10 protein-coding genes are annotated in these 15,720 nt (G+C 69.9%); all 10 read right to left on the bottom strand.

The window, feature by feature from the left end:
• Nucleotides 1-28 precede the first annotated feature (28 nt).
• Nucleotides 29-3,361 carry a serine hydrolase gene (locus ACLJPX_RS17645; RefSeq protein WP_410601033.1) on the bottom strand — a complete coding sequence of 1,111 codons (3,333 nt, stop codon included), beginning with the start codon at nucleotides 3,359-3,361 and terminating at the stop codon, nucleotides 29-31.
• Nucleotides 3,358-4,350, bottom strand: a complete 993-nt coding sequence (locus tag ACLJPX_RS17640; protein WP_101608133.1) for an ABC transporter ATP-binding protein — start codon at nucleotides 4,348-4,350, stop codon at nucleotides 3,358-3,360. Before ACLJPX_RS17640 ends, ACLJPX_RS17645 begins: the two co-directional genes overlap by 4 nt.
• Nucleotides 4,347-6,251 (bottom strand): dipeptide/oligopeptide/nickel ABC transporter permease/ATP-binding protein, encoded by a 1,905-nt coding sequence (locus tag ACLJPX_RS17635; RefSeq protein WP_410601032.1) that lies wholly within the window; start codon nucleotides 6,249-6,251, stop codon nucleotides 4,347-4,349. The genes ACLJPX_RS17640 and ACLJPX_RS17635 overlap by 4 nt, the downstream gene beginning before the upstream one ends.
• Complete coding sequence (locus ACLJPX_RS17630) at nucleotides 6,252-7,232, bottom strand: ABC transporter permease (protein WP_410601031.1); 981 nt, start codon at nucleotides 7,230-7,232, stop codon at nucleotides 6,252-6,254.
• Nucleotides 7,232-8,830 carry an ABC transporter substrate-binding protein gene (locus ACLJPX_RS17625; RefSeq protein WP_410601029.1) on the bottom strand — a complete coding sequence of 533 codons (1,599 nt, stop codon included), beginning with the start codon at nucleotides 8,828-8,830 and terminating at the stop codon, nucleotides 7,232-7,234. Before ACLJPX_RS17625 ends, ACLJPX_RS17630 begins: the two co-directional genes overlap by 1 nt.
• A 9-nt stretch (nucleotides 8,831-8,839) precedes the next feature.
• Entirely contained in the window at nucleotides 8,840-9,742 is a 903-nt protein-coding gene (locus ACLJPX_RS17620; RefSeq protein ID WP_410601028.1) for a serine hydrolase, read from the bottom strand.
• Nucleotides 9,739-11,127, bottom strand: a complete 1,389-nt coding sequence (locus tag ACLJPX_RS17615; RefSeq protein WP_410601027.1) for a serine hydrolase domain-containing protein — start codon at nucleotides 11,125-11,127, stop codon at nucleotides 9,739-9,741. Before ACLJPX_RS17615 ends, ACLJPX_RS17620 begins: the two co-directional genes overlap by 4 nt.
• A 120-nt stretch (nucleotides 11,128-11,247) precedes the next feature.
• Nucleotides 11,248-12,159 (bottom strand): serine hydrolase, encoded by a 912-nt coding sequence (locus ACLJPX_RS17610; RefSeq protein WP_410601026.1) that lies wholly within the window; start codon nucleotides 12,157-12,159, stop codon nucleotides 11,248-11,250.
• Between the two features lie 410 nt (nucleotides 12,160-12,569).
• The gene (locus ACLJPX_RS17605; protein ID WP_410601025.1) at nucleotides 12,570-13,838 is read right to left on the bottom strand and encodes an MFS transporter; all 1,269 of its coding nucleotides are present in this window, start codon (nucleotides 13,836-13,838) and stop codon (nucleotides 12,570-12,572) included.
• A gap of 150 nt (nucleotides 13,839-13,988) precedes the next feature.
• On the bottom strand, nucleotides 13,989-15,662 hold the full coding sequence (locus tag ACLJPX_RS17600) for a PucR family transcriptional regulator (protein WP_410601024.1): 1,674 nt from the start codon (nucleotides 15,660-15,662) through the stop codon (nucleotides 13,989-13,991).
• Nucleotides 15,663-15,720: the final 58 nt, after the last annotated feature.

Genomic DNA, 15,720 nt, shown 5'->3' with positions numbered 1-15,720 from the left:
GGAAGCCGCCCGGGCGGGCCGAGCGCTTTCAGGAGACCTTCGGCGTCGCGCGCACGCCGTAGTGCATGTACTGCTCACCCGTGGGCAACGAGTAGAACGTGACCGGCATCCACGTCCGCGCCCCCTCCTCACGGCAGACGTAGAGCGAGTCGGTCACCGGGACCAGGGCGAACTCCATCGTCTTCTCCGGCATGAGATCGGCCAGCGGACCCGTGACGGTCTGCCGGAGCCGGATCCCGTCCCCGTCGGCCAGGACCTCCATCAGCACACCGGCCCGTTCGTAGACACCGACGTGCTTCGAACCGTCCACGACGACCGGAGTCGCGGGCGGCTCCAGCGGCCGCGGCATCGCCACGTCGGCGAGTTCGGCGAAGATCTCCCGGTACAGCTCCACGTACAGGTCGCGGGTGTTGCCGCCGTTGGTGAGCAGCGTGACGGCGAGCCCCTGATCGGGCAGCAGCCGCAGGAACGCCGATTGCCCGATCGTGTTGCCGTCGTGGCCGATGACCCGCCGTCCGCTCCAGTCGTCGCGGATCCAGCCGAGACCCCAGGAGTCACCGAGCGAGTGCTTGTCGGGGATCTCGGTCTGCTTGTCGGCCATCGCGGTGGCGGACGCCGTCGTCAGGATCCGGTCACCGGACGGGGTGAGACCGCCGGTCAGGTGCAGCCGGGCGAACCCGAGCACGTCCTTGGTCGTGGCGGTGATCAGTCCTGCCGGGCCCATGTTCCGCGGCAGCCCCCAGACGGGCGCCGGCTTCGGTTCCTCGTCCGCGCCCGCGACGTGACCGACGGCCGCGCGGTACATCAGCGCTTCCTCGGGAAGGGTCACGGTGTGGGTGAGGCCGAGCGGGGCGAACAGCTTCTCCCGCATCGCGGCGTCCCAGGTGAGCCCGGTGAGCTTCTCGATCACCCGGCCCATGAGCACGAAACCCGAGTTGCAGTAGGAGAACGTCTCGCCGAGCGGATGGTTCTGCGCGGCCTGGTCGAGGATTTCGACGTAGCGCTCGAGGCAGTCGTCGCCGCGGCCGGTGTCGGTGAAGACGTCGCCGTCGATCCCGCTGGTGTGCGTCAGCAGATGCCGCATGGTCACCTGCTTGGCGACGTCCGGGTCGGCCAGCCGCAGTTCCGGGACGACGTCGGAGATCGGCGCGTCCAGATCGAGGAGGCCCTCGTCGACCAGCTGCATCACCACGGTCGAGGTCCACACCTTGGAGACCGAACCGATCTGGAACACCGAATCCTCGGTGACCTCCACGCCGGTCGCCGTGTTGAGCACACCGAAGGAGGCGTGCACCTCGGCGTCTTGCCTGCCGTCCTCCCCGACCCGCACGATCCCCAGTGCCGCACCGGGGACCCCGTACTTGCGCGCCAGTTCGGCCAGACGGCGCCGCCAGTGCGCGGCGTCGATCGGCACCCGCGACACCCCGTCCACCGGTCCCGCGTACTGCTCGACCCAGTCGAGGACCCGCCGGTTGAAGTCGAGGCGGTGCGAGGGCGGGCCGTCGAGGACGAACAGATGCGACGCACCCGGGTACAGCACCATCCGGGACGGGACGCCCCGTGCACGCAGGGCACCGAACCACTGCTCGGCCTGGCCGACCGGGCACCGCTCGTCTTCCGCGCCCTGGACGACCAGCGTCGGCGTCCGCACGTCGGCGACCTTGGCGAACGGCGAGAACTCCGCGTTGGCCTTGTCCCACGACGCGCCGCCGAGCTCGCCGACGGCCAGGTAGTGCCCGGCGTCGGAAGTGCCCTCCATGCTGGTCAGGTCGCTGACCACGCCCCCGGCGACGGCGGCGGCGAAGCGGTTGTCGCGGCTGGTCAGGTAGCAGGTCATGAACCCGCCATAGCTGTAGCCCGCCACGGCGAGACGGTCCGCGTCGGCGACCCCTTCGGCGACCAGCCGGTCCAGCGGTTCGAGGAAGTCACGGGAGTCCGCGGTGCCCCATCCGCCGACGGCGCCGGTGAAGAAGTCCTCGCCGTAGCCGTCGCTGCCCCGCGGGTTGAGCAGCAGGACCGCCCAGCCTCGCGCGACGAGCGCCTGGTGATAGAGGTGGATCCAGTCGGCCGCGCCGTTCCAGGCGTTGTGCGGGCCGCCGTGGATGTCGAGCAGCAGCGGCGCGGCACCGGACCGGGCCGGGTCCCGCAGCAGCCAGCCGTGGACGACGGTCCCGTCGCCGATGGTGAATTCCCGTTCCTCGTGGAGGAAAAGTTCGACGTCGGCGACCGAGGCGCCGTGCTCGGTGCGCACGTCGACGGCACCCGTGGCCGGGTCGACGGTGGCGATCTCGCCGTACGAAGTGCCCGTGGCCAGGACGACCACGGCCTTGTCGCCCGCGACGTCCATTCCGGACACGACGCGGTCGGCGCCCGCCAGTACCGCGCGCGGGTTCCCGCCGTCGATGTCCACTCGGTACAGATGGGTGCAGCCTCGATCACGAAGGCCGAACAGCACGGAACCACCGTCCGCGGTCAGCTTCGGGAGCGCGCCAGGGTAACCCGCGCCGCCGAACATCACGTTGCGGTCCAAGGAAGCCGTCAGATCGACCGCGTCGCCGCCGTCGAGCGGGACCCGCAGCAGCCCGAGGTGGCCGACTTCGGTGTCACCGCGGCCCGCCACCAGGAGTTCGCGGCCGTCGGCGGTCCAGGTGACCGGACCCGCCATGCCTTCGCCGGAGCCGATCAGCCGCGGTTCGGCGGTCTTCGCGGTCACGTCGAGAACGTAGGCACCGGAACGGAAGGTCAGGTCGGCGTCGGCGTCCCGTCCGGCGGAGAACGCCAGGTGTGTGCCGTCGGGCGACCAGGCGGGGTCGCCGGCGTGCCAATCGCCGAAGGTGACCTGCCGGACCTCGCGGGTGGCGACGTCGAGGACGTGCAGGTGCTTGCGGATGGTCTTGATCAGCCCGGCGCCGTCGGCCTTGAAGTCCAGCCGGTCCGCCACCACCGGGGCGTTCGGCGCGGGTTCGCCGTCCGCGAGGTCGACGGCGGCCGAGAACGCGATCTTGCCTCCGTCCGGGCTCCACACCGGAGCGCCCGCCCCGAGCGGCAGTTCGGTGATCCGTTCGGCTTCCCCGCCCGACGACGGCAGGAACCACAGTTGCGGCGGTCCGTCCTGGGCGCGGAGGAACGCGATCCGGGTGCCGTCCGGCGCCCAGGTGGGGGCCAGGTCGGCGGTTCCGCGCGTGAGCTGCCGGGCTTCGCCGGAGGTCGCGCCGACCTCCCAGAGCGTGGTCTCGTTCCGGTCCTCTTCGCGGTTCGCCGTGCGCAGGACGTAGACGATCCGGCCGCCGTCCGGTGACAGCGAAGGTTGGCTGGGGACGGCGATCGCGTACAGGTCGTCGAGACCGAGACGTCGGGTCATGGTGCGCTTGCTCCTCTGGAGATCGCGAGCGGGTGGCTCTCGTTTTCGCTGAAGTGGCAGGCCGCCGAATGACGTCGGTGTGCCGCGCCTTCGGTGGGGTCCGCCTGGAGGCAGAGTTCGCGGTCGGCGCGCACGAGCGGTCCGACCGGGCATCTGGTGTGGTACCGGCATCCGCCCGGCGGGTGGTGGGGGTCCGCGGGTTCGGTGTCGGAGGTCTTCTCGTCCGCGCCGGTGTCGAACAGCGAGGTGTGCGCCGAAGGTGCCGCGGCGAGCAGATCCTTCGTGTACGGATGCCGCGGATCGGTGAGCACCTGCTCGGCGGGCCCGACCTCGACGATCCGCCCGAGGTACATCACCGCGACGATGTCGCTGAGATAGCGGATCACCGCGAGGTTGTGCGAGATGAACAGCATCGACAGACCGAGCCGCCGCTGCACGGACCGGACGAGGTTGAGCACCGCGCCCTGTACCGAGACGTCGAGCGCGGAGGTGATCTCGTCCGCGATCAGCACCTCCGGCCGCCCGGCCAGCGCACGGGCGAGCGCCACGCGTTGCCGCTGACCGCCGGAAAGCTGGCCCGGCAGGTGCCCGGCGCGGTCCGGGTCGAGGTTGACCAGTTCCAGGAGGCGGGCGACCTCGTCCCGGCGCGCGCCGCGGCCGGGGAGGACGCCGCGCGGGATCGCTTCGGTGATCGACTCGCCGATGCTCATCCGCGGGTCCAAAGAGGAATACGGATCCTGGAACACCATCTGCAGCGGACGGCGACGGGGCAGCTTCCGGACATCCACCCCGCCAAGCAGGACCCGCCCGGCGCTGACCGGGGAGAGCCCGACGGCGGCGCGGGCCAGCGTCGACTTCCCCGATCCCGACTCACCGACGAGCCCGACGACCTGTCCGGAAGGGACGGTCAGCCCGACGTCGTCGACCGCGGTGAGACCACGTCTCCCGCCGTACCGGACGCTCACCGCGTCGAAGACGAGATCACTCACTCCGTACCTCCGGCGGTCACGGTTTCCTTGGCGGGCTGGGAAAACGTCGTTTCGTGCGGATGCCAGCACGCGACGCGGTGCCCCGATTCCACGCGTTCCAGCACCGGGTCTTCGAGGCGGCACCGATCGGTCACCGCGGGGCACCGGTCGGCGAAGGCGCATCCGGTGGGCACGCGATCCGGTTCCGGCGGGCGTCCGGGGATCACCGCGAGCGGCGCGTCGCGATCGGTCTCGAGGTCGAGCGTCGCGGCCAGCAGGGCCCGCGTGTACGGATGCCGTGGCGTCCCCGCCGACGGCAGGTCCTCCACCACCCGGCCCGCGTACATCACCAGCATCCGCTCGCAGGTCTGCGAAACGACCGCGATGTCGTGGCTGATCAGGATGATCGCGGTGTTCCGCTCCGCCCTCGTCCGCGCCAGCAGGCGCAGCAGCTGCCGCTGCACGGTGACGTCCAGCGCCGTGGTCGGTTCGTCGGCGATGATCAGCCGGGGGTCGCCCATCAGGCCCATGCCGATCATCGCGCGCTGCCGCATCCCGCCGGAGAACTCGTGCGGGTACTGCTTCGCCCGCCGTTCGGCGGCCGGGATCCGCACGGCGCGCAACCGGTCCACGGCCCGCTCGAACGCCTTGGCGCGCGGAAGACCCTGGTGCTGTTCGGCCACTTCGGCCAGCTGACGGCCGATCCGCCTGGTCGGGTTGAAGGAGGTCATCGGGTCCTGGAACACCATCGCCAGCGAGGTGCCGAGCAGGCCGCGCAGATCCCGTTCCGGGGTGGTCAGCAAGGGTTTCCCGGCGAAGTCGAGCCTGTCCGCGGTGACCACGGCAGGCGCTTCGACCAGCCGCGACACCGCCAGCCCGGTCAGGCTCTTCCCCGAGCCCGACTCGCCGACGACACCGATCGCCTCGCCCGCGTGGACGGTGAAGCTCACCCCGCGTACCGGAACGGTCCAGCCCGCCGGGCGCGGGAACGCCACCTGGAGGTTCTCGACCACCAGCACGGCGTCGTCTCGGTTCTCGGCGACGTCCTCCCGCGCGGGAGTGACCGGCCGCGGTGCGAGCTTGCGGGATCCGGTGCGGACACCGATCACCCCGGCCACGGTCTCGCCCACCAGGTTGAAGGCGAGCCCGGCCAGGACCACCGCGACCCCCGGGGCGAGCGCGGCCGCCGGGTTGACGTAGATCCCGTTGAGTCCCTCGCCGAGCAGCCGTCCCCAGTCGTAATCCGGTGCCTGCACACCGATGCCGAGGAACGACAGCCCGGAGAACGCCAGCAGTGAGGAGCCGGCGCCGATGGTCGCGTTCACCACCAGCGGCTCGCCGATGTTCGGCAGGATGTGCCGGACCAGCAACCGGATGCGGCCGACCCCGGAGATCCGGGCGGCGGACACGAAGTCCTGGCCCGCCACGGAAGCCGAGAGCGTCTGTGCCAGCCGGGCGAACGCCGGTGCCAGCGCGAACCCGACGGCCAGTACCGCGCCGTGGGTGCCGACACCGAAGATCACCGAGAAGAACAGCACCAGCAGCAATCCGGGGAACGCGACCGCGATGTTCACCGCCGAGGTGACCAGCCGGGCGGCGGGCCGCGGCAGCAGCGAAGGCAACGTGCCGAGGACGAGTCCGGTCACCACGCCGATCACCGTCGCGAGCACCGCCAGCAGTACCGAAAGCCGGGTCGCCACCAGGACACGGAAGAGGATGTCGCGACCGAGATCGTCGGTACCCAGCCAATGCGCCGCCGACGATCCTTGCGCGATCGCCTCGGTGTCGATCGCGAAAGCGTTGTCGTGCCACAAGATCGGGGCCAGTACGGCGAGCGCGATCACCAGGGACAGCAGGGTCGCCGAGAACGCGCCCACCGGGGTGCGCAGGGCCGCGAGCCATTTCGCGCGTCGATTAACCACTTAGCTCTCCCGGATCGTCGAACGCGGGTCGAGGACGGCCAGCAGCACGTCCACCGTCAGGTTCACCAGCAGCACCCCGATGCCGTAGACGAGCACGATCCCCTGCACCAGCGGATAGTCCTTCTGCAGGATCGACTGGGCGATCGTCGAACCGAGTCCTGGCCAGGCGAACACGTTCTCCACCAGCACCGTCCCGGCGACCATCCCGGTCAGCATCAGCCCGCCCATGGTCAGCGTCGCGGTCAGCGCGTTCGGCAGCGCGTGCCGGAGGTAGACCAGCCGCGCCGGCAACCGTTTCGCCCGCGCGGTGCGGATGAAGTCGTTGCCCAGCACGGAAAGCGTCTCCACCCGGACGATGCGGGCGAGCACCGACGCCGGGCCGAGGGCCAGCGCGACGACCGGGAGGACGAACGAACTCGCGTCCGCGCTCCCGGCGACCGGGAACCAGCCGAGCTGGACCGCGAAGAACGCGACCAGCGCGACCGCCACCAGGAACTCCGGGATCGCCGCGAGCAGCACACTCGTCGAGGTGAACGCCAGTTCGCTGCCCCGCCGCCGCCCGCCGCGGGTCAGCACGGCGAACAGGACGCCCAGCGGGATCGCCACCGCGATGACCACCGCGAAGGCGGGCAACGCGAGCTGCAGCGTGGCGGGCAGCCGGTCGCCGATCACCTCGGAGACCGGCTGCCCGCTCGTCATCGACGTCCCGAAGTCACCGGTGAACAGCCCGCCGAGGTAGTGGACGTACTGCAGCCACAGCGGATCGTTGAGGCCGAGGGCCTCCCGTCGCGCGTTCACCAGGTCCACCGGCGCGGTCAGGCCGAGCGCCGCCCGGACCGGGTCGCCGGGGATCAGCTGGATCATCAGGAACGCCGTGGTGACCAAGACCCACAGCGAAACCGCGAACCGGCCGAGACGGCGCACGGCGAACGAGAGCCAGGGGCTCCCGCGCAACCCGGCCGGGGCGAGCGCGACCGTCATCAGCTGTACATCCGGATCGACGACGGCTCCACCGAACCGAAATTGACCTTGAACTTCGCGTTGCTGCCGAAGGTCGGGATGACCGAGTTGACGTAGGGCACGACGTCCAGCCGCTCGATGAGCGCCGATTCCGCCGCGAGCCAGGTCGCGCAGCCGGAGTCACCCGGCATCTGTGCCGCCTGGGCGGCCTGCGTTTGGTACCCCTTGTTCTCGATGTGCGCGAAGTTCGTGCCGGAGGGCGGTTTCGGCCCGGAGACGAACGGAACGGCCTGACTCGGCAGCAACAAGGTCACCGGCGCCAGGGAGATGTCCCACTCACCGGTGCCGAAGAGCACCTGGTTGGTTCCCGGGCTGTCGACGCCCTTCAGCGTGACCTCGGCGCCGACCGCCTTCCAAGACTGCTGCATCAGTTCGGCGGAGGGCGCCATCGTCGGTCCCAGCTGGGTGCCGTAGATGGCCGTGAGCGCGAGCCGTTTGCCGTCCTTGACCCGCACGCCGTCCGCTCCCGGCTTCCAGCCCGCCGTGTCGAGGGCGGACTTGGCCGCGGCGACGTCGAACGCGGGCAGTTTGCCGTTCACCGAGTCGCCGGCGCACGCCTTGGGTTCGGTGGTGACCATTCCCTGGCTGGGTGCCCCCGCTCCGCTGGTGAGCACCTTGCCGATCTGCGCGAGGTCGAGCGCCTGCACCAGCGCGCGGCGGACGGCTTGGTCGCCGCCCGCCCGGCCGGGCGCCTGGTTGAAGAACATCTCGCCCATCGGCACGACCTGGTCGCCGTGGTACAGCTTCTGGGCGCGCAGGCGTTGCTGGTCCTGACCGGTGATCCGGGCGGCGTTGAGTTCACCGGACAGCAGCAGGTTCGCCGTGGTCGTCATGTTCTGGATGACCCGGAAGGTCACCTTCTCCGGCAGGCCCGGCTGCTCGCGCTGCCAGTCCCCCGGGCCCCAGGCGTAGTCCTTCCGCCGGGTGAGGGTGTAGTGGTCGTTCGGCACGATTTCGGTCATGGTGAACATGCCGGTGCCGTACTTTCCCTTGGCCAGCGCCGCACGATCCGTCACGCCCTTGCCGCAGACGATCGGGAGGTTGCCGACGTTGCGGAGCAGGAAGGCGTCGGGCGCTCCGCTGGCGAGGGTGATCGTCCGAGCCGCGTCGTCGGCGGTCGCCTTGGTCCCCGGCGCGACGGTGAGCCCGGACATCGGCGACTTGTTGGCGGGATCACCGACGAAGTTGATGTTCGCCGCCACGTCGCTCGCGGTCAGCGGGGTGCCGTCGTCGCAGGTGATCCCGTTCCGCAGGGTGAAGGACGCCGTGGTCGTGGTGGCCTCGAACTTCTCGGCGAGTCCCGGGATCGGCTTGCCGGTCTCGTCGAGGTTGACCAGGCTGTCGTAGAGGTAGCGACCCATCTCGAGGGCGACCGCGAGCACGGTCATCGCCGGGTCCAGCGCTCCCGGATCGGAGCCGATCGCCATCGTGAAGGTCTTGCCTTCGGTCAGTTTCTGGTTCGCTGTCCGGTCTTCCCCGGATTGCGACGTCCCCCCGCACGCGCTCACGGTCAAGGCCACCACGCTCGCGATCGCGGCGGTGAGCCGGGCTTTCTTCATGGGGTTCTCCTACTGGGTGACGGTCTGCGCGCGAAGGTGTTCGACGGCGAGGCGGGCGGCCTCGCCGATGGCGGAATCGACCGCGGGCAGGCGGTCGGCGAGGGAATCGGCGCGGGTGAACACCGCGACGGCGTAGCGGCGACCGTCCACATGGGTCACCACCCCCGCTTCGTTACGGACGGCGGGCAGGGTCCCGGTCTTCGCCGCGATCGCCACCCCCGCGGGGAAACCGGACGAGATCCGGTGCGGCCAGATCTGCTGGGCCATGATCGTCCGCACGCGTTCGCAGGCGGCCGGGTCGCCCGCGCGGTCGGTCCAGATCGCGTCGAGCAACTCGGTGATCTCGCGCGGGGTCGACGACGTGGTGCGGTCCGGGTCGACCACCGCGAGCTTCCACAGCTGGTCCTCGGTCGCCGCGGCGAAAACGGCTTCCAGATCGTCGTCCGGTTTCGCGCCGAGATCGGCGATCACCGAGGCGAAGAGGTCCTCGCAGCAGCCGATCAGCCGTGTCCTGGCGAGTCCGAGATCGGCCAGCACCCGGTCGACCGCCTCCTGCCCGACCCGGCGGTAGATCAGGTCGGTCGCGGCGTTGTCGCTCATCGTCAGCATGAAATGCGCGAGGTCGCGCCAGCTCATCTCGACGTCGTCGGCGCAACCGGCGGTGCCGACCCCGCCGATCCGATAGCGCGCGACGACACGGGTCCGCTCGGTCTCGTCGAGCCGCCCGGCGGCCACCTCGCGGGCGAAGGCGACCGCGACCGGGATCTTGAACACCGAGGCCAGCACGACCGGGTCGTCCGCGCCGACGCAGACTTCGGGACCGCCGTCGACGCCGACCTCGCGCGCGTGCACGAACCCGCGTGCCCCCGCTTTCGCGAAGACCGCTTCGATCTCGTCGGCCGTCGCTGTCACCGGCTCACCCGCCGGTCGGCCCGTCCGGTGTGGACGAACAGCGCGCGCCCGTCGCCGTCGTCGCCGACGAACGCGTGCGGCATGTGCAGGCCAAGCCCGTCGTGCGCGACGACCAGGGTGTCACCCTTGTAACCGAGCAGCCTGCTCTTCTCCGGCCCCGTTCCGAGGTCGGCGAAAATCCCCTTCGGCGTACGCTCCAGCCAAAGCTCGCCGTCCTCGTCCTGGCTGACGACGATGTCCGCCACCTGCGACGAGTACTCACCCACGTAGCGCGACGGGTCGGCCGGGGCTTCCGCGACGTCGGGCTCCGGCAGCGGCGGGACCTCGACGCCCGCGAGGTCGCCCAGCACCTTCCGGAAGATGTCCAGGTAGAGGTGCAGCGGCTTGCCGCCGTTGGTCAGCAGCGCCACCGCGACGTTGCTGCCCGGCACCACCCGCAGGAACGCCGACTGGCCGATGGTGCCGCCGTCGTGGCCGATCACCGGGCCGCCGTCCCAGTCGAAGATCATCCAGCCGAGCCCCCACGCCCCGCCCATCAGGCCGAGGTAGGGCAGTTCGACCTGGCGTTCCCACATGGCGCGGGCGGTCTCCGGCTTGAGCACCTGCGTGCCGTCGTCGGCGCGGCCTTCGTTGAGGTGCATGCGCACGAAGGTGAGCAGGTCGCGCGGGCGCATCGCGAGATGCGAGCCGGCGGGCGCGTTCGACCGGGTCAATGCCCAGACGGGCGCCGCGACCGGCTCTTCGTCCGGGGCGGGCTGGACGTGACCGATCGCGGCGCGGAAGCGGATCGCGTCGTACGGCCCGGTGGCGGCGTGGGTCAGCCCGAGCGGGGCGAACAGGTGATCGCGCAGGCACTCGTCGTAGGACTTGCCGCGCACGACCTCGATCACGCGGCCGAGCACGCAGTACCCGGCGTTGTTGTAGGAGAACATCTCCCCGGGGCCGAAGAGCTGCGGCACGTCGGACAGCGTCGCGACGAGCTTCGCGACGCAATCATCGCCCTGTCCGGTGTCGGTGAAGATGTCGCCTTCGAAGCCGGACGTGTGACAGGTCAGCTGCCGCACGGTGATCCGCGAAGCGGCGTCGTCGTCGGCGAGGGCGAACTCGGGAAGGTAGTCCCGGACGGGCTTGTCGAGGTCCAGCCTGCCTTCGTCGACGAGCTGCATCGCAAGGGTGGTCGTCCACACCTTGGTGATCGACCCGATCTGGAACACGGAGTCCACTGTGGACTCGACGCCGGTGCTCCGGTTCAGGACGCCTGCCGCGTGGTCGATCACCTCGCCGTTGGCGAAGACCGCGACGGCCGCGCCGGGCACCTGGTGCTCGGCCAGCAGGGCGGGAAGGTTCTGCTCGAGCCAGGCATCGATTTCGGAAAGTTTCGACATGGGCATCCTCGTCCGTGGAAAGGGTGGACCGGTGTTTCCGGAAATGCTAGGACGGTGACGGGCGTCACCGGTTCGTGCGGAACGACGAGAGCGACGGGAAAATTCATCCGCGCGGACGAATCATTCGCTCCCGGCCTCGGGAAGCCTGAGCCATTCGACGGCCTGTGCCGCGGCGAAGCCGATGAACGCGTCCCGCTCCGGCACCCTCGACCGGCCGTCGACGGCGTCGGTGAAAATCCCTACCGCGTAACGGCCCCCATCCGGGTACTCGACCACACCGACCTCGTTGCGCACCGACGGCAGGGTCCCGGTCTTGCCGCTGACGCGGATCCCGTCGTCCGGGAACCCGGACCGCAGCCGGTGCGGCCACACCTGGAGATCGAGCCAGCGCCGGACGTCCGCGCACGCGGCGGGCGGGGCCGCCTCGTCACGCCAGATCAGGCCGAGCAGCCGGGTGATCTCTTCGGCGGTCGTGGCGCAGGTGTGCGCCGGTTGCAGCGCGCGCAACGCGCGGATCTGCTCGATCGACAACTCGGACAGCGCTTTCTCGTCGTCCTCGTAAGAGATCCCGAGGTCCTCTCCGATACTGCTGAGCACCTCCGCGCAGTCCTGCGGGACCGTGGTGTGCTCGAACCCGAGCCGCCGCAACGTTTTCTCCGTCTCCTCCTTCCCGACCCTGGCGACGATCAGGTCGGTGGCGACGTTGTCGCTGATCCCGATCATCAGGATCGCGAGGTCGTACCAGGACATCGTGATCTCGTGCCGGAAGGTGGCCAGTCCGTACGGGCTCGGCGTCGGATGCCCCGGCGGGACGCTGATCCGCTCACCAAGGTCGAGTACGCCGTCGGCGGCCTGCCTGGCCAGCTCCAGCGCAACCGGGACCTTGAAGACCGACGCCGTGACGACGGGAGCGTGTTCGTCGACGCCGATCCGCCGGGTGCCGTCGACTTCGGCGGCATGCAGCCGGACCCGGACCCCTACCTCTTTCGCGCGGGCGTTGATCGTCGCGATGACTTCGGACGCGGTGGACATGAGACTCCTGTCTACTGAGGACTGGACTCGTGAGTGGTAAGGACGGTTAGAACCGTCCTTACCACTCACGAGCCCGTGCTGGGATTCGCCGGGGAGAAGGTCCCGTGGCCGTGAGCTGACCACGGGCCGCGAAGCGGTTGCGAAAGCCACTTTCGCAACGTTGAAGGTTGCGAAAGTGGCTTTCGCAACCTCATCCGGTGTGCCGACGTGCCAGGCGAGCGCTGGGTCGAGGTGGTCGTGAGTGGCGATTCGGGTTCTAACCCGAATCGCCACTCACGACACCAGAAGACCGTCCCGGCCACTGGCTGCCCGTCACGAAAGCCACTTTCGCGACGCTGGATGTCCCGAAAGTGGCTTTCGCGACATCGTCGGAACGTTCCCGGAGCGGCGCCGCGGTCCCGAATCGCCACTCACGAGTCCGTGCTGGGATTCGCCGGCGAGAAGGTGAACTGCGCCGGGTTCTGCGGAACCCAGAACGCCATCAAAGCGGTGAGGAAAGTAGTGCCGATGAGGAAACCGAACGCCGCGGTGTAGGAGAAAGTGTCGGCGAGCCACCCCATCGCCACCGGGGCGACCGCGCCCGCCACCTGGCCGCCGAAGTTCATCACGCCCATGCCGATCCCGGTGACCGCCGTGGGCAGCACGCGCAGCGGCAGGCCGAAGACGGCCATCGTCGCCATGCCGAACACCGCGAGGGCCAGCGTCTCGTAGACGGTGAACTCCACCGTGCTGTCCGCGTTCACCATCAAAGTCAGCAGCACCACGGTGACCAGCGCGATCGAGCTGAGGTACCAGCGGCCGTGGTCGTGGAAGTAGCGGTCGAACAGCCAGCCGCCGAGAATGGTGGTGCCGATGCTGACCAGCATCGGGATCGCGGCCAGGACACCGGTCTGGCTCAGCGAAAGGCCCCGCGTCTCCAGCAGGTAGCTGGGGACCCAGGTGATCATCCCGTAGTTCAGCATGTTGGTGACACAGAACAGCAGGGTGAACTTCCAGACCACAAAGGACTTCAAGACCTGTTTGCGCGACACTTCGGGCGGCGCCGACTCGGTACGCGGCAGGCTGCTCAACGATTTCGGCAGCGCCTTGGGCAGAATCGTCCAGACGGCCACGCCGATGATCGCGCCGATCCCCGCCATCCAGAAGAACGTGTGGCGCCAGCCGACCGCCATCAGCAGCGGGCCGACGATCAACGGCGCGAGCCCCGCGCCGATCCCGCCGGCGGACAGCATCACGCCGGTCACCGTCGCGCGGTTGCCGGGGGTGGTCCGTTCCGCGATCGCCTTGAACGAGGCCGCCGGGAAGAGTCCTTGGCACACACCGAAAAGGCCACGGATGACCAGCAGCATGCCGAAGGTGCCCGCCATCCCGGTCATCGCGGTGAACGCCGACCAGGCCAGCAGTGTCACCAGCATCGGCCCCCGCGAGCCGTAGCGGTCGGCGAGGAAGCCCGCCGGGATCTGGCAGACCATGTAGACCAGCGCGAACACGGTCACGAGCCAGCCCTGCTGTGTCTTGCTGAGGTCGAACTCGGCGCCTATCATCGGCAGCGCCATCCCGATCGAGAACCGGTCTATGTAGTCGACCGCCCAGGCGCAGACCATCACCACCATGGTGATGAGTGCCGTCCGGTTGATCCGCCGCGCTGTCCAGGTGTCCTCATTGACCACTGCCGTCATGGCGCCTCCGCGGAAACGTTGGGAGAGAAGAAGAACGACGCGAGCGTGGCGCCGATCACTCATTCTGAAACGCGTTCGGCGAGCGGAGTTCGTGCGATCAGACGAACATCCGCCGCCGTTTCGGGCCGGGGAGACCAACCCGCGCGGAGGTCAGGAGTCGTCGGCGACGGGCGGGCCGGTCCGTGCGTCCGGGGGCAGCAGCCGCAGTTGCAGCATGGCGGCGAACCGCTCCCCCGCGTCGTCGAGGTCGATCTCGCCGACCTCGGCGAGCCGCCGCAAGCGGTACCGGAACGTGTTCGGGTGGACGTAGGCGGCGGCTGACGCGGCGCCGATGTCACCGAAGGCGTCCAGCCAGCACCGGAGGGTGTGCACCAGCTGTGACTGGTGTTGGGCGTCGTAGGCGAGCAACCGCGCGACAGGTCCTGTCGCCACGTCTCCCCTGGCCGCGGCGAGATCGGCCAGTTCCAGCATGAGCGCGTCGACGTGGACGTCTTCCACGGTCGCGACGCGTTTCGCGCGGGCGTTGGTGAGCAGCACGCGCAGCGCCCGGTCGGCACCGTCGCGCGAGGCGCGCAGGCCGGAGCCGTCGAGCGCGAGCGGTCCGATGCCGATCGCGGCCGCCGCCCGGCGCCCGGTGCGCTCCAGGAAGGTCGAGGCGACCCGCACCGAACGCTCCTGGCAGTCGTCCTGACTGCCGGGCATCGGGACGATTCCGTAAGCGACGTCGCCGACGAGGGCGACGGCCGAACGCGGCTGGACGGCGCTGAGATGCATGGCCAGCGCGTCGGCGACCCGCTGGCGGTCCGCGACCAGGCGGAGGTCGTCCTCCAGCGCGGGCGTGCCGAGCAGGCCCATGGCGAGCACGATCGACGGCTGACCGAGCAGGCCGAGCCGGGCGATGGCCTCCGCCGCCCCGGCGCCGCCTTCGAGCGCCGTGCTCACCAGGTCCGCGCGCAATCGTCGTTCGACGTCGGCGCCGGCGCGCAGCCGGAGCATGTGCAACGCGACCAGCTTGGCGGCGTCGATGAACGCCTGGATCCGCTCCTCGCTGAGCGGTTCACGGACCGCCGCCCAGATCGACCCGAGCACTTCGTCACCGGCGCGGACGGCGAGCGCCACACGCGGGATGGTGATCTCGTTGTCGTCGTAACGCTGCGGATCGACGTAGACGGGTGTGTGGTCGCGGTACAGCCTCTCGAAGACACCGTCCCGTTCCAGGCCGCGGGCGAACCGCTCCGGCACCTGACGGCCGAGGATGGTCTCCACCCGGGAAGGATCCGCTTCGTCCTGGCGCCCGGAGAACGCGAGAATCCGGTTACTGCGGTCCTCGATGGTCACCGGGGCGTCCAGCAGCGCCGCCACCGCGTTGGCCAGTGCGAAAAGGTCGCCGGACGGAATTCCGCCGAGGGTCTGCGGCGAGACCTCTCCGATGTCCCCCTCGGCGAGCAACGTCCTCAGCATCGCGGCGAGCTGGGTCCAGGATGCGCCGCGTGCGAGCCCGAGTAGGGCGACCCCGGACGAGTCCGCGGCGCGCCGGAGTTCCGGCGTCGGGGTGACGGGAGACCGGACGACGAGCGCCGCCGCACCGCTCGCACCCACGTCGTGCAAGAGGCGGACGATCTCGTCGGGCTCCCGCACCCCGACGCCGAGCACGACGGCCCGGGCGGGAATTTCGGACTCGTCGTGCGGATCGTGGATGACCACCCCGCCGAGCTGCCTGCGGGTGGTCCGGCCGACCGCGACCGGCTCCAGGAGCACGTCCCCGAGGTCCTCGAGGACGCGTCCCAAACTCAGGTGTGGCTTGCTGGGCACCGGTGTCAGCACCCCCCGAAGTTAAACCCGGCTTCACCGAACCGAATGGTCCGATCCCACCAAATCTAAC

It is taken from the genome of Amycolatopsis sp. lyj-90 (assembly GCF_046549035.1).
In the GTDB taxonomy this organism is placed as follows: Bacteria; Actinomycetota; Actinomycetes; order Mycobacteriales; family Pseudonocardiaceae; genus Amycolatopsis.
Note: the sequence above shows the minus strand (reverse complement) of the source record. Positions and strands in the feature narration are given on the sequence as shown.

Coding starts and splice junctions, on each gene's coding strand:
- ACLJPX_RS17610 (WP_410601026.1), bottom strand. CDS start 12,159: ATGTCCACCGCGTCCGAAGTCATCGCGACGATCAACGCCCGCGCGAAA.
- ACLJPX_RS17630 (WP_410601031.1), bottom strand. CDS start 7,232: ATGACGGTCGCGCTCGCCCCGGCCGGGTTGCGCGGGAGCCCCTGGCTC.
- ACLJPX_RS17615 (WP_410601027.1), bottom strand. CDS start 11,127: ATGTCGAAACTTTCCGAAATCGATGCCTGGCTCGAGCAGAACCTTCCC.
- ACLJPX_RS17645 (WP_410601033.1), bottom strand. CDS start 3,361: ATGACCCGACGTCTCGGTCTCGACGACCTGTACGCGATCGCCGTCCCC.
- ACLJPX_RS17625 (WP_410601029.1), bottom strand. CDS start 8,830: ATGAAGAAAGCCCGGCTCACCGCCGCGATCGCGAGCGTGGTGGCCTTG.
- ACLJPX_RS17605 (WP_410601025.1), bottom strand. CDS start 13,838: ATGACGGCAGTGGTCAATGAGGACACCTGGACAGCGCGGCGGATCAAC.